Origin of the sequence: Solidesulfovibrio sp. (genome assembly GCF_029978005.1) — a bacterium.
Lineage (GTDB): Bacteria > Desulfobacterota > Desulfovibrionia > Desulfovibrionales > Desulfovibrionaceae > Solidesulfovibrio.
The window spans coordinates 20843-34533 of the sequence record NZ_JARKOZ010000044.1; the positions used below are offsets into that span (position 1 = coordinate 20843).

The 13691-nt window shown below is 67.5% G+C and carries 11 protein-coding genes; 4 read left to right on the forward strand and 7 right to left on the reverse strand.

Annotation, left to right across the window (positions count from 1 at the left end; genetic code table 11):
* Nucleotides 1-42: 42 nt before the first annotated feature.
* The gene (locus Q1K70_RS04325; protein WP_300156213.1) at nucleotides 43-1578 is read right to left on the reverse strand and encodes a methyl-accepting chemotaxis protein; all 1536 of its coding nucleotides are present in this window, start codon (nucleotides 1576-1578) and stop codon (nucleotides 43-45) included.
* Nucleotides 1579-2048: 470 nt separating this feature from the next.
* On the opposite strand from Q1K70_RS04325, the gene Q1K70_RS04330 reads away from it, so the two are divergent.
* Together Q1K70_RS04330 and Q1K70_RS04335 are read left to right on the forward strand one after the other, a co-directional pair.
* Complete coding sequence (locus tag Q1K70_RS04330; RefSeq protein ID WP_300156215.1) at nucleotides 2049-4319, forward strand: methyl-accepting chemotaxis protein; 2271 nt, start codon at nucleotides 2049-2051, stop codon at nucleotides 4317-4319.
* Between the two features lie 129 nt (nucleotides 4320-4448).
* On the forward strand, nucleotides 4449-5072 hold the full coding sequence (locus tag Q1K70_RS04335; protein ID WP_300156217.1) for a hypothetical protein: 624 nt from the start codon (nucleotides 4449-4451) through the stop codon (nucleotides 5070-5072).
* 87 nt (nucleotides 5073-5159) lie between these two features.
* On the opposite strand, the gene cyoE is transcribed toward Q1K70_RS04335, so the two are convergent.
* From cyoE to cyoA, 5 genes are all read right to left on the reverse strand, one after another.
* Nucleotides 5160-6026: a heme o synthase gene (gene cyoE, locus Q1K70_RS04340; RefSeq protein WP_300156218.1), complete on the reverse strand. Its 867-nt coding sequence runs from the start codon at nucleotides 6024-6026 to the stop codon at nucleotides 5160-5162.
* Nucleotides 6023-6346 carry a cytochrome o ubiquinol oxidase subunit IV gene (cyoD, locus tag Q1K70_RS04345; protein ID WP_300156220.1) on the reverse strand — a complete coding sequence of 108 codons (324 nt, stop codon included), beginning with the start codon at nucleotides 6344-6346 and terminating at the stop codon, nucleotides 6023-6025. The genes cyoE and cyoD overlap by 4 nt, the downstream gene beginning before the upstream one ends.
* Complete coding sequence (gene cyoC, locus Q1K70_RS04350; protein ID WP_300156222.1) at nucleotides 6346-6963, reverse strand: cytochrome o ubiquinol oxidase subunit III; 618 nt, start codon at nucleotides 6961-6963, stop codon at nucleotides 6346-6348. The genes cyoD and cyoC overlap by 1 nt, the downstream gene beginning before the upstream one ends.
* A 39-nt stretch (nucleotides 6964-7002) precedes the next feature.
* A complete protein-coding gene (cyoB, locus tag Q1K70_RS04355) occupies nucleotides 7003-8985 on the reverse strand; it encodes a cytochrome o ubiquinol oxidase subunit I (protein ID WP_300156224.1) in 1983 nt (660 codons plus the stop codon).
* Between the two features lie 124 nt (nucleotides 8986-9109).
* Nucleotides 9110-10027 carry a ubiquinol oxidase subunit II gene (gene cyoA / locus Q1K70_RS04360; protein WP_300156226.1) on the reverse strand — a complete coding sequence of 306 codons (918 nt, stop codon included), beginning with the start codon at nucleotides 10025-10027 and terminating at the stop codon, nucleotides 9110-9112.
* Between the two features lie 267 nt (nucleotides 10028-10294).
* Between cyoA and Q1K70_RS04365 the strand changes: the two genes are divergently transcribed.
* Nucleotides 10295-11497, forward strand: a complete 1203-nt coding sequence (locus tag Q1K70_RS04365) for an aldo/keto reductase (RefSeq protein WP_300156228.1) — start codon at nucleotides 10295-10297, stop codon at nucleotides 11495-11497.
* A gap of 105 nt (nucleotides 11498-11602) precedes the next feature.
* Here the strand turns inward: Q1K70_RS04365 and Q1K70_RS04370 are convergent, their stop codons facing one another.
* Nucleotides 11603-12586: an AraC family transcriptional regulator gene (locus Q1K70_RS04370; protein WP_300156230.1), complete on the reverse strand. Its 984-nt coding sequence runs from the start codon at nucleotides 12584-12586 to the stop codon at nucleotides 11603-11605.
* Between the two features lie 136 nt (nucleotides 12587-12722).
* Between Q1K70_RS04370 and Q1K70_RS04375 the strand changes: the two genes are divergently transcribed.
* Entirely contained in the window at nucleotides 12723-13619 is an 897-nt protein-coding gene (locus Q1K70_RS04375) for an SDR family oxidoreductase (RefSeq protein WP_300156232.1), read from the forward strand.
* Nucleotides 13620-13691: the final 72 nt, after the last annotated feature.

Genomic DNA, 13691 nt, shown 5'->3' on the forward strand with positions numbered 1-13691 from the left:
CCTGCGGGGCGCGATGTCAATGCATCGGCGCGGTCGTGGCCCTCACTGCTCAAGATGCATGCGGGTCATGGACGTCTTGAGGTCGGTGGCCAGATGGGCCAGGCTGGCCACGGCCGAGGAGGCCATGGACATGGCGCCGGCGGTCTCCTCGGCGATGCGGTTGATCTGGTCCGTGGAGCGGTTGATTTCCTCGGAGGTGGAGGACTGCTGCTCGGCCGCCGTGGCGATGCCGCGCACCTGGTCCGAGGTTTTTTCCACGAAATGGAGGATCTGGCGCAGGGCGTCGCCGGCGTCGTGGGCCAGGGCGTCGGCGTCCTCGATGACCTTGGAGGTCTCGTCGGTAGCGGTCATGTTGCGCCGGGCGCTTTCCTGGATGGCCTGGATGTAGTTGCTGACTTCCTTGGTGGCGGTCATGGTCTTTTCGGCGAGCTTTCTCACCTCGTCGGCGACCACGGCGAAGCCGCGCCCGGCCTCGCCGGCCCTCGCGGCCTCGATGGCCGCGTTTAAGGCCAGAAGGTTGGTCTGGTCGGCGATGTCGGAAATCACCTGCATGATCTGGCCGATGCCCTGGGCCTGGCCGCCGAGGTCCTGCATCTCGGACTTGAGCCCGGTCGCCTTGGCGTTGACGGACTCCATGACGTTTATGACCCGGTCCACCAGGTCCGCGCCCTTGGTGGCCAGGGAGTTGGCCTGGCCGGCGGTGGCCGCGGCGTCGCCGGCGTTTTTCGCCACTTCCAGGATGGTGGCGTTCATTTCCTCGATGGCCGTGGCCACCTCGGCCGTGCGGGAGCGCTGCTCCTCCATGCCTTCGGTGGACTGGGCGATCTGGCTGGTCATCTGGTCGGCCGCCTCGGCCAGGCTTTCGGACACGGCCGTGGCCTCGGCCACGCCCTTGGCGATGCGCTGGCTCTGTTCGGTGATGGTGCGTTCCTTGAGCACCACGCCCGTGAAGTCGGCCACGGACACGAAGGCGCCGATGAGCTTTTCGTCGAAGTCGAGGATGGGCGTGGAAAAGATGCTGATGAACTTGTGCTTGCCCTTGCGGGTGTCGAATTCGGTCTTCGACGACTGGCGGGAGCGTTGGCGGATGGCCAGGTCGGCGACGGTCTCGCGGGAGTCGCCGTAGAAGAATCGGGCGAAGCTGGTCCCGACGTGGGTCAGGGGCGCGCCGTCGTTCTCGGTCAGGCGCACCATCTGCTCGTTGAGCCACTTGATCTCCCCTTTCTCGCCCACGATGGCCATGGGCGTGATGATGTTGGAGAGCATGGCTTCGTCCTTGCTGAGGCGTTCCTTGAGGGTCTTTTCGTGGTTGGCGATGGCCTGGCGGAGGGTGTCCACGCAAAGGACGGGATCGTCCTCGAGCTGGCAGTCGAAGGTGGTCGAGGCCATGGCCGCGAAGATCTGTTCGATGCAGACGAAGACGGCCTCGGCGCGACGGCTCGTCCACAGGAGCGCGGCGGCCGGGCAGACGAAGGCGAGGACCAGCAGGCAGATGGAAAACACGCCGTCCGTCAGGGCGGAGGCGGCGAGAAGGACGGCTTCGAGGACGAGCACGGCGGCGAGGATCGGGCGTTTCATGAAGTACCCCCTGATATTCCCGAATTGGCGACAGAAAGTGTGCACCCATAAAAGATTTGCATGCAAACCGCAACGGAACCGTCATGGTCGTGTTTCGGAAAAAATATGGCTCGGGCCGCCGGAAGGGATACGTCACGACTGCAGCGTCAGGACGGCGAAGCGTTTCACCCCGGTACGAGGATCGATGGAAAGGATGCGGTAAGGTACGGTGATCGGGGCGGATCAAGAAATGGCCTGCAATGGCTCTCGGGACGTCGTTTTAAATGGGTCGAATTCTTATTGCAAAATTCAGAAATGGCGTGTAGAAGTCATATTGTCCATTGTGCCACTCTTCTTTCGCGATGTGTAGGGGAGGAAAGAAGCATTGTATGCTTCGGTTCCCCTTCTGGAACAGTTGTCTTGTCGGCTGGGTTGGTGTCGGCTGTTCATCGATTGGCGCATGAAAGGGTACGTTGGGCGAAGGGGTGACTATGCAACTCAAATCGATTCAGGCGAAGATACTGCTGCTGGCGGGAAGCTGCCTGCTGGCCACCGCTGCCGCGCTCGTGGGCTACAATCTTTATTCGACCGGGAAGACGCAGGCCCTGGTGTCCCAACGTGTGGGCGCGTTGCTGGAGCAGGAAGCCAAGCGCAATCTCGCCAACCTCGCCGCCAACCAGGCCGCCGTCATCCAGAGCGCCCTGGAGGACAACCTGGTCACGGCCCGGACCATGGCCAAGGCGTTCGAGGTGCTGCGCGACCAGTCGGCGCGCGCTTCGGCCCGGGAGGGGACGAAGAACAACGTGCGCGAGGTGCTCGGCACGATCCTGCTCGAGGTGCTCAAGAACAATCCCCAGTACCTGGGCACGTATTCCGCCTGGGAGCCCAACGGCTTGGACGACCGGGACGACGAGTTCGCCGGCGCGGCCAAGGACGATCACGACGCCGTCGGGCGTTTCGTGCCTTACTGGAACCGCGACGTCACGGGCAAAATCGCCCGCCAGTTGCTGGTGGAGTACGAAAGCCAGGACCGCCATCCCAACGGCGTGCGCAAGGGCGGCTGGTACCTCTGGCCGCGCGAGTCCGGCAAGGAGAGCGTGCTCGATCCCTTTCCCTACATCGTCCAGGGGCGGCAGGAGTGGCTGACCACCCTTTCCGTGCCCGTGAAAAAGGACGGCAAGTTCCTCGGCGTCGCCGGCACCGACCTGCGCCTCGACTTCCTCCAGGACCTGGCCAAGAAGGTCAATTCCGGCCTGTACGGCGGCCGGGGCGACGTGGCCATCGTGAGCCACGACGGGCTCGTCGTGGCCAGCAGCTCCCAGCCCGGGACCATCGGGCAGCCCCTGAGCGCGGTTTCCAAGGACTGGGAGAAGATGGCCAAGGCGGTGCGCGAAGGCCAGACCATCACGGACATCAGCGAGGTCACGGGCAACTACCGGGCGCTTTCGCCCATCAAGCTCGGCCGCACCGACCGTCCCTGGGCGGTGTTCATCCGCGTCCCCCCGGACGTCGTGCTGGCCGAGAGCAAGGCCCTGGACGCCCAGATGGCCGGCCTCGACCGGGAAAACACCAAGTGGCAGGTCGGGGTGGGGCTCGGCGTCACGGTGCTGGCCCTGGCCGTGCTGTGGGGCTTCGCCGCGAGCCTGGTGCGGCCGCTGCGGCAGGCCGCTGATTTCGCGGGCAAGGTGGCCGACGGCGATTTCTCCCATACGCTGACCATCAGGCAGGCGGACGAGACGGGCGTGTTGGCCCGGGCGCTTTCGCGCATGGTCGACAACCTCAAGAGGATGATCGCCCAGGCCGAGGAAAAGACCCGGGAGGCGGCGGCCGAGGCCCAGCGCGCCCACGCGGCCGTGGCCGAGGCCGACGAGGCGCGGCGTCAGGCGGCCGAGGCCCAGCGCCAGGGCAAGCTCGATGCGGCGGCCCGCATCGAGGACGTGGCCAGGGCCGTGGTCCATGCCTCCACGGAACTCTCCTCGCAGATCGAGCAATCCAAGGAGGGCGCGGACCTCCAGCGCCGCCATGCCGGCGAAACGGCCACGGCCATGGAGCAGATGAACGCCACCGTGCTCGAAGTGGCGAAAAACGCCACCGAGGCGGCCCAGGGCGCGGGCGAGGCCCGGGACAAGGCCAAGGACGGGGCCGATGTGGTGCGCCAGGTGGTCGCGGCCATAAACGGCGTCCAGGAGCGGGCGGCCACGCTGCGGGCCAACATGGACGCCCTGGGCAAGCAGGCCGAGGGCATCGGCGCCATCATCGGGGTGATTTCCGACATCGCCGACCAGACGAACCTGTTGGCGCTCAATGCCGCCATCGAGGCGGCGAGGGCCGGCGAAGCCGGGCGCGGCTTCGCCGTGGTCGCCGACGAGGTGAGAAAGCTCGCCGAGAAGACCATGACCGCCACCAAGGAGGTCGGCGACGCCGTGCGCGCCATCCAGACCGGCGCCCGTTCGAGCATCGAGGGCGTGGAGGGCGCGGTCCGGGCCGTGGACCAGGCCACGGATCTGGCCGACCGTTCGGGGACCATGCTCGGGGAGATCGTGTCCATCGTCGAGGCCTCGGCCGACCAGGTGCGGTCCATCGCCACGGCCTCCGAGGAGCAGTCCGCGGCCAGCGAGCAGATCAACCGGGCCGTGGAGGACATCAACCGGATTTCGGACGAGACGGCCGAGGCCATGGCCCGGGCCGCCGGCTCCGTGGAGGAGCTGGCCGGCCAGGCCGACAGCCTGACCCGCCTGGTGGACACCCTCAAGGCCGATTGAGCCGCGGGGCGCGCCCGGGCCAAAGAAAGGCGGCTGCAGCCGCCTTTCCTGTTTCCGCGAAGCCCCGGGAATTGACTTGCCATGGGGCAAGTGCAATACACTGGATTATCTGGCGGATTCGGAGGGCTCATGGACAGACCGCAGGGAAGCTGGGAGGCGGCCACGCAGTTTTTCATCCGGCACGCCGTGGCGATCTTCCTGGTCGCCACGGTGGTGTGCCTGCTGCTCGCGGGCTATCTCACCAACTACCTCAATCCGAGCGTGGTGGGCGTGTGGGTGGTGGTCGGCCTCCTGACGTCGCTTCTTTTTTCCGGCGTGGCCCTGGTGGTGGTCCTGGCCGTGGCCGCCGTGGACAAGGCCAGGCGGCTTCGCCTCGTCAGCCTGGAACCCCGGGCGGATATGGCCTTCACGGACCGCTTCGCGAACGAGAAGCTGCGCGTGGAGGACTTTTACTGTCCGCATCCCCTCAAGAACGAGGGCAAGGCCTTCATGGACTGCGAGTTGCGCGGCCCGGGCGCGGCGCGGTTCGGCAAGGGGGTCTCCCTGGAGGCCTGCACGTTTCAGCTGTGCGATTTCGTGGTGCTGGAGGACCTTTGCCGCACCAACACGGCGGCTGTCTTCGCCGACTCCTCCTTCACGCGCTGCAAATGGGTCAAGGTCACGGTCTTCGTGTCCAAGGCGGTGGCCGGGGAGCTCGGCCCGTCCCTGGTCAACGAGAACGAGGAGCCTTGCCTGCTCGGCCAGACGGACTGACGCCCGCCCGGCGCTTTCCCGTGCGAACGCGGCGGCCGTGCCCACGAGGCGCGGCCGCTTTCTTTTTGCTTCGTTGCGGCCCGGGCCTCAGGCGGGGTTCACGGCCATCATCACGCTGACGACGAAGACGACGGCGATGGAGAGGCGGTAGAGACGGCGGGCGAAGAGGGCGTCGCCCGCGCGCGGGCCGGCCAGGGCGAAGGCGAGCCAGGCGAGCCCCGAAACCGTGGCCGCGACGCCGTAGGCGCTCCCGGCGTAGCCGCACACGGCCGGCAGGGGCGCGATGAGGGCGAAAGCGGCGATGTGGCCGACGATGTGCCGCTTTATCGTTCCCTCGCCCAGGCGCGAGGCGGCCGTGGCAAGGCCGGCGGCGGCGTAGTCCTCCCGGCGGCGGATGGCGATGGCGTGGGCATGGGGGATCTGCCACAGGCTGAAGAGAGCCAGCAGCAGCAGCGCGCCGCCGTCGAAGCGGCCCCGCGCGGCGCAGTAGGCGGCCACGGGCGCGGCCGCGCCGGCCAGGCTGCCGACGACGGTCGCGGCGAGCGGATGACGGCGCTTGAGCAGCAGGGTGTAGACCAGGACGTAGACCACGAACCCGGCCGCGACGATGAGGCGGCAAAGGGCGTTGGTCCCGGCCCACAGCGCCGCGCCCCCGGCCAGGCCGAGCAGCGCGCCGTAGGCCCAGGCCCGCGCCGGGGCGATGTCCCCGGCCGGCAGGGGGCGGTTTCGCGTGCGCGCCATCTCCCGGTCGATGTCCCGGTCGAGGCAGTTGTTGCACACGCAGCCCGAGGCCACGACCAGGGCGATGCCGCCCATGGCCGCGAGGAAGAGTCCGATCCCGGCCCGGCCGCCGCCGGCCAGGAAATAGCCGCCCAGGGCCGAGACCAGGTTGGCGCCGACGATCCAGGGCTTGGCCAGGACCAGGTATTTCCACAGCACGCCGCGCGGTCTCACATCCGGTAGTGCAGGCTGTGCATGATCCAGATCGATCCCCCCACGAACAGGAAGACGATGAAGAACGTGAACAGGAGCGACATGAGGTTCCAGTGCATGGCCCTGGAGGCGTCGACGTGCAGGAAATAGCGCAGCTGCACGACCATCTGGAGCGCGGCGGCGGCGAACACGCAAAAGACCGTGGCCCCGGGGGAGAGCGCCCCGGTCATGACCGCCACGAAGGGCGCGGCCGTGAGCAGAAGCGACAGGCAAAAGCCGGTGAGGTAGGCCCTGGCCAGGGCGGCTCCGGCCCGGCCGCCGTCGGGCTGCGTTTCGCGCATCACCACACCCCCATGAGGTAGACCACGGAAAAGACGCCGATCCAGACGACGTCGAGGAAATGCCAGAACATGCCAAGACGCGTGAGCCGCCCCATGACCGGCGCGGTCAGGCCCTTGGTCGCGACCTGGAACAGCATGACCGCCAGCCAGACGAGGCCGCAGGTCACGTGCGCGCCGTGGGTCCCGACCAGGGTGAAGAAGGCGGAGAGAAAGGCGCTGCGCTGGGGGCCGGCCCCCTCGCTTATGAGCTGCGTGAACTCCCGCAGTTCCATGGACACGAAGCCGAGTCCGAGGAGCAGGGTGAGCGTCAGGCCGACCATGGCCTGGCGGGCGTTGCCGGCCGGCATGGCCGTCATGGTCAGGCCGTAGGCGGCGCTGCTGCAAAGCAGCAGCATGGTCTCGATCAGGACGAAGGACAGGTCGAACAGGTCCTTGCCCGTGGGCCCGCCCGCGAAATTGCGGGAGAGCACCACATAGGTCGCGAACAGGGCCGCGAAAAGGACCAGGTCGCTCATGAGGTAGATCCAGAAGCCCAGCGACCGGATGGGCTCCATGTCGTGGTGCTCCGGATGCCCGGCCACGATTTCCTGGGTATGCACGGCTTCGACCGCCATCATGTCACCTCCCGCGCGGCATTCGCGTGGATGTTCGAAAGCTCAGGACCGGCCGGCTGCGGCCAGGCGCTTGAAGTACAGGTCCTCGATGCGCGCCACCTCGGCGGCCGGGATGATCTCCGTCGTGTCGTCGTTCATGGACCGGGCCACGACCACGGCCAAAAGGCCCAGGAAGCCGGCGACGGCCAGCCACCAGATGTGCCAGATCATGGCGAAGCCGAAGAGGAAGGCCAGGATGCCCAGCAGAAAGCCATGGGCGCAGTTTTTGGGCATCTCGATGGCCTCGTAGGCGGCGGGCGGCCTGAAGGCCTCGCCGCGCTGCTTCATGTCCCAGAAGGCGTCGATGTCGCGCACCGTGGGGATCACGGCGAAGTTGTAGGGGGCCGGCGGCGAGTGGGTGGCCCATTCCAGGGTGCGGCCGTCCCAGGGATCGCCCGAGACGTCCCGGTTGGCCTCGCGGTTTATAAAGCTCACCAGAAGCTGCACGAGCATGCAGCCGATGCCGCAGGCGATGATGAGGGTGCCGAGGCCCGCCGCGATGAGGTAGGGCTGCCAGTCCGGGTTGTCGTAGTGCTGCATGCGTCGGGGCATGCCCATGAAGCCCAGCATGTAAAGCGGCACGAAGGCCAGGTAGAAGCCGACCAGCCAGCACCAGAAGGAGCGCTTGCCCCAGGTCTCGTCCAGCTTGAAGCCGACGGCCTTGGGGAACCAGTAGGCGTAGCCGGCCAGGAAGCCGAAGAGCGTGCCGGGCACGAGCATGTTGTGGAAGTGGGCGATGAGGAAGAGGCTGTTGTGCAGCACATAGTCCGCCGGCGGGATCGACAGCAGCACGCCGGCCAGCCCGCCGAGGACGAAGGTGGTCAGGAAGCCGATGGTCCACAGCATGGGCGTGGTCAGGCTCACCCGGCCCTTGTACATGGTGAACAGCCAGTTGAAGACCTTCACCCCGGTGGGGACGGCGATGAGCATGGTGGAGATGCCGAAGGCGATGTTGACGCCGGCGCTCGCGCCCATGGTGAAGAAGTGGTGCACCCACACGGCGAAGGACAGGAACATGATGGCGGCCGTGGCGTAGACCAGCGAGGTGTAGCCGAAGAGCTTCTTGCGGGAAAACGTGCTTACCACCTCGGAAAAGATGCCGAAGGCCGGCAGGATGACGATGTAGACCTCGGGATGGCCCCAGGTCCAGAAGAGGTTGGCGTACATCATCATGTTGCCGCCGAGGTCGTTGCTGAAGAAGTGGAAGCCCAGGTAGCGGTCGAGGCTGACCAGGGCCAGGGCGGCGGTCAGCACCGGGAAGGAGAAGATGACGAGCACGTTGGTGAAGACCGTGGTCCAGGTGAAAAGCGGCAGGCGCATGAGCGTCATGCCCGGGGCGCGCATGGTGAGCACCGTGACCAGGAAGTTGACGCCGCTAAGAAGCGTGCCGAGGCCCGCGATCTGCAACGACCAGATCCAGTAGTCCACGCCCGTGTCCGGGCTGTACTCGAGTTCCGTCAGGGGCGAGTAGCCGGACCAGCCGGCTTTGGAGAATTCGCCCACGCCGAGCGACACCATGACGAGCAGGGCCCCGGCCACGGACAGCCACAGGCTCACCGCGTTGAGGAAGGGGAAGGCCACGTCGCGGGCCCCGATCTGCTGCGGCACCACGATGTTCATGAGCCCGGCCAGGAACGGCATGGCCATAAAGAGGATCATGATGGTGCCGTGGGCGCTGAACACCTGGTTGAAATGGTCCGGCGGCAGGAAGCCCTGGGACGCGCCCATGGCCATGGCCTGCTGGGCGCGCATCATGAGCGCGTCGGCGAAGCCGCGCAGCAGCATGACCAGGGCCAGGATGATGTACATGATCCCGATCTTCTTGTGGTCCACGGAGGTGAGCCACTCCTTCCACAGCACCGGCCATTGGCGGAAGTAGGTGATCAGCCCCAGCACGGCCGCGCCGGCCAGGACGGAACCGACCACGGCGCCCATGACGATGGGGTCATGGTAGGGAATCGCGGAAAGGGTCAGTTTTCCAAACATCGCGTCGCTCCTGCGTGTCGCCGTATTCCGTTTTCCTTGCGAAAGGGAGGGCAGTAAAGCTGTAATGAATCGCCGGTGTTTTCTGTTTTGAAGACATGACTCATGTCATGCCTTCAAGCTGGAATCACGGGTGGCCGTGTCCGGTTTGGGCCTGGCCGGCGTGGCCCTGGCCGGGCCCGCCGCCGGGAACCTTGTCCAGGGGGCTGTAGAGATTGAGGATGTATTCGAACATGTCGGGCGAGACCGAGGAAAAGTAGGTCACGGGATCGCCGGAGCTGGGCTTGCGCAGCTGCTCGAACCGGGCCGGGTCCAGGGTGTTGGGCGATTTTTTGACCTCGCGCGTCCAGGCCTCGAACTGCTCCGGGGACAGCGCCTTGGCCGCGAAGAACATGGTCGGGTAGCCCGCGCCGCTGAACTGCTGGTTGTGGCCGGCGTAGACGCCCGGCTCGTCGGCCAGCAGGTGCAGGCGGGTGCGCATGCCGGCCATGGCGTAGATCTGGCTGCCGAGCTGGGGGATGAAGAACGAGGTCATGACCGTGTCCGAGGTGAGCTGGAAGGACAGCGGCGTCCTGGCCGGAAAGGCCAGCTCGTTGACCACGGCGATGCCCTGCTCGGGGTAGATGAACAGCCACTTCCAGTCCAGGCTGACCACGTCCACCCTGAACTGGGCCGCGGCCGGGTCGATGGGCTTGTACGGGTCGAGGCGGTGGGTGTAGCGCCAGACCAGGACCGAGAGGATGAGCACGATGACCAGCGGGATGCACCACATGACCGCTTCGATCTTCCCCGAATGGCTCCACTCGGGCTCGTAGGCGGCCTTGGTGTTGGAGGCCCGGTACTTGAGGGGGAACCAGACGGACATGACGATGACCGGCAGGACCACGAGGAGCATGAGGACGAAGGCGGTCAGGATGAGGAAGCGTTCCGATTCGCCGATGGGTCCCTTGGGATTGAGCAGGACCAGTTCGCTGCATCCCTGAAGGAAGGTCGCGGCGCAAAGCAACGTCAGGACGACGCAGGCGAAAGAGAGTTTTCTGGCCATTTACCTACCTCGGCGTAAGGGGAATATGCTGGCTCTGACCTTGTTTGATTGTCTACGTTTTTCAGGGGTTGCTGTCAACGGCGGGCCGTCTTTCGGATGGAGCCGCGGGCGGACCGGCTTTTCGGCGACCGGGACCGGGCCAAGGATCGGGACAGCCATTTGGAGGATCGGATATTTCATCGCCCCGCGCCATGGGGTATCGGACCGCTTTGCTCGCCCCCGGAAGCGGCGGGCGGGAACCGATTCCTCCAGACAAGGAGCCTTTCGATGCTGTACAGGAAAATGCCCCAAACCGGAGACGAGCTTTCCATCCTGGGATTCGGCTGCATGCGCCTGCCCATGGCGGACGGCAGGATCGACAAGGCGCGCGCCGTCGCCCAGATCCGCGAATCCATCGACAAGGGCGTCAACTACATGGACACGGCCTGGCCCTACCATCAGGGCGAGAGCGAGCCCCTGCTCGGCCGGGCGCTGCGCGACGGCTACCGGGAACGGGTGCGGGTGGCCACCAAGCTGCCGGCCTGGCTGGTGCAAACCCGCGACGACATGGACCGCTACCTCGACGCCCAGCTCGAACGCCTGGGCACCGACCACATCGACTATTATCTGGTCCATTCCCTGGACGGCGGCTCCTGGGACCGCGTCGCGACCCTCGGCGTGCGGGAGTTCCTGGACAAGGCCCGGGAAGACGGGCGCATCGTCAACGCCGGCTTCTCCTTCCACGGCCTGTCCGAGGACTTCACCCGCATCGTGGACGCCTATCCCTGGATCTTCTGCCAGATCCAGTACAACTACCTGGACCAGGAATACCAGGCCGGCACGAAGGGCTTGCGCTACGCCGCCTCCAAGGGGCTGGGCGTGGTGGTCATGGAGCCCCTGCGCGGCGGCAACCTGGGCCTGCCCACGCCGCCCCCGGACGTGGCCGCCATCTGGGGCGAGGCCGCTTCCTCGCGCGCCCCGGTGGAATGGGCCCTGCGCTGGGTCTGGGACCATCCCGAGGTCACGGTGGTGCTCTCGGGCATGAACGAGGAGTCCCACATCGCCCAGAACCTGGCCGTGGCGGCCGAGGCTCGGGCCGGCTCCCTGACCGGGGCCGAACTGGCCCTGGTGGACCGGGCCGCGCGCAAGTACAAGGAACTCATGCAGGTGGGCTGCACGGGCTGCGGCTACTGCATGCCCTGTCCGGCCGGCGTCCAGATCCCCAAGTGCTTCGACTTCTACAACAAGATGCACATGTTCGGGAATGTGGAAGAGGCCCGGTTCATCTACACCGGCTTCATGTCCGGCATCACCAGCGGCGAGCGGGGCTTCGCCTCCCAGTGCGTGGCCTGCGGCAGCTGCCTGGAGAAATGCCCCCAGGGAATCGCCATTCCGGATTGCCTGGAAAAGGTCGCCGCCGAGATGGAAGGGGAGGACCTCGAGGCGCGCCTGGAGGCGTTCAGGAAGATGTTCGCGACCGGGCTTGAGTAGCCGCCGGTCTTTGCGCGAAATCCGCCGGCCGCCGCGTCAGGGGCGGCCGGCGTCGTGGGAGCGCCCCGGGCGAGGGCCGTCGCCCGGGGCGCTTTTTCGGGCGCGTCAGCGGGCGGCGGCGCAAACCGCGTCCGGCTCGGGCAGGTCGGCCCGGTCGGCTTCCCCCGGTCCGCGGCCCGGTCCGCGGCCGCGAACGTATTGTCGGGGCGAGCAGCCCATGACCCGCTTGAAGGCCGTGCCGAAGGCGCTTTCCGAGGCGTAGCCGCAAAGGGCGGCGACGGCGGCCACGGAATCGGCGGAATGCGCGAGCCTGTCCCCGGCCAGCAGCATGCGCCAGCGCGTCAGGTAGTCCATGGCCGACGCGCCGACCGTCTCCTTGAAGCGCTGGGCGAAGGTCGAGCGCGACATGCCGACGCGCGCCGCCAGTTCCCCCAGGGTGAAGGGATGGGCCGGATCGGCGTGCATGGCGGCAAGGGCCTGGCCGATGCGCCCGTCGGCCAGGCCGTGCAGCCAGCCCGCGCCCCGGTGGGAAACGTCCGCCAGGTGCCGTCGCAGGACCTGGACCAGCATCATGTGGGCGAGGTGGCGCACAAGCAGGTCGCCGCCCGGCAGCCCTTCGCGCAGCTCCTCCATCATCCGCTCCACGCCCCAGCGCAGGGCCGCCTTGCCCGGCGCGTCACGGATGCGGACCACGGGCGGCAGCAGGCCCAGCAGGAGATCGGCGTGCCTGTCGGCCAGGATGAAGCGGCAGCTGACCAGAAAGCAGTCGCCGCCGCCGCCGTAGGCGGTGATGCCGCCGTTTGGCGACTGGCCGAAGACCTCCCTGGCCTCGGCCGGGGGCGCGTCCAGGTCGCTGGCCAGGCGGAAGGGACGCCCCCGCGGCAGAAGGAAGGCGTCCCCGGTCCGCAGCCGGGTCGCCTCGGCCACGTCCTCGACCACGAGCAGGCACTCGCCGGTGACCACGGCCCCGCACTTGATGCTTCCCGGCTGGGCCGGGAACCGAACCGACCACCGGCCCCCGGCGTCGAACCCGGCGGAAAGGGTGTTGCGCGGCCGCAGCAGCGCGAGCATGTCGGAAAGGGGATCCATAGCGGCCTCCGGACGATCGCGAGAATAATACAGACTCTATGGCATGGATCGTACGCCGGCAATGGCCTATCCGAGGATGGCGGGGCGGGAAAACCGGCCTCGCGTCAACGGAGCAAGACACCAAGGAGGCATCGCGATGCGAGTTTTCGTCACCGGAGCCACGGGCTTCGTCGGATCGGCCGTCGTCCGGGAACTTATCGAGGCCGGTCACCAGGTGGTGGGCCTGGCCCGTTCGCAAGCGGCGGCCCGGGCGCTCGTGGCCGCCGGCGCGCAGGCGCACGACGGCTCCCTCGAGGAACTGGAAAGCCTGCGCCGTGGCGCGGCCGCCGCCGACGGCGTGATCCACACGGCCTTCATCCACGACTTCAGGAAATTCAAGGACAATTGCGAGACCGACCGGCGCGCCGTCACGGCCCTGTGCGAGGCCCTGGCCGGCTCCGGCCGGCCCCTGGTCGTGACCTCGGCCCTCGGGATACTGCCCCAGGGCCGCCTGGCCACCGAAGACACGGAGCCGGCCTCGGGAGCGGCTTCCCCTCTCCGTGCGCCCACGGAGGCGGCGGCCCGGGCCGCCGCCGTTGCCGGCGCCAGCGTGTCGCTGGTGCGCCTGGCGCCGACGGTCCACGGCGACGGGGACCACGGCTTCGTGCCCCTGCTCGTCGATTTGGCCCGGCGCACGGGCGTTTCGGCCTATGTGGGCGACGGGGAAAACCGTTGGCCGGCCGTGCACCGCCTCGACGCCGCCCGTCTTTTTCGGCTCGTCCTGGAGGCGGGCGCGCCCCGGCCGGTCTGCCACGCCGTGGCCGAGGAAGGGGTGGCGTTTCGCGACATCGCCGGCGTGATCGGCCGCCGTCTCGGTCTTCCGGTCACGGCCCTCTCCGCGCCGGAGGCGACCGGACATTTCGGCTGGTTCGCCCCGTTCGCGGCCATGGACATCCCGGCCTCGAGCCGGCGCACCCGGGAATGGCTGGGCTGGCAGCCGACCGGTTCCGGGCTCATCGAGGACCTGGATCGGCCGGGCTATTTCGCACGCTGAACGAGGACCGAGCCCGGCCCGCCAGGTTCGCTGACCGCGACGGAACCGGAGCCTGCCGGCAAGCGAAGCGCC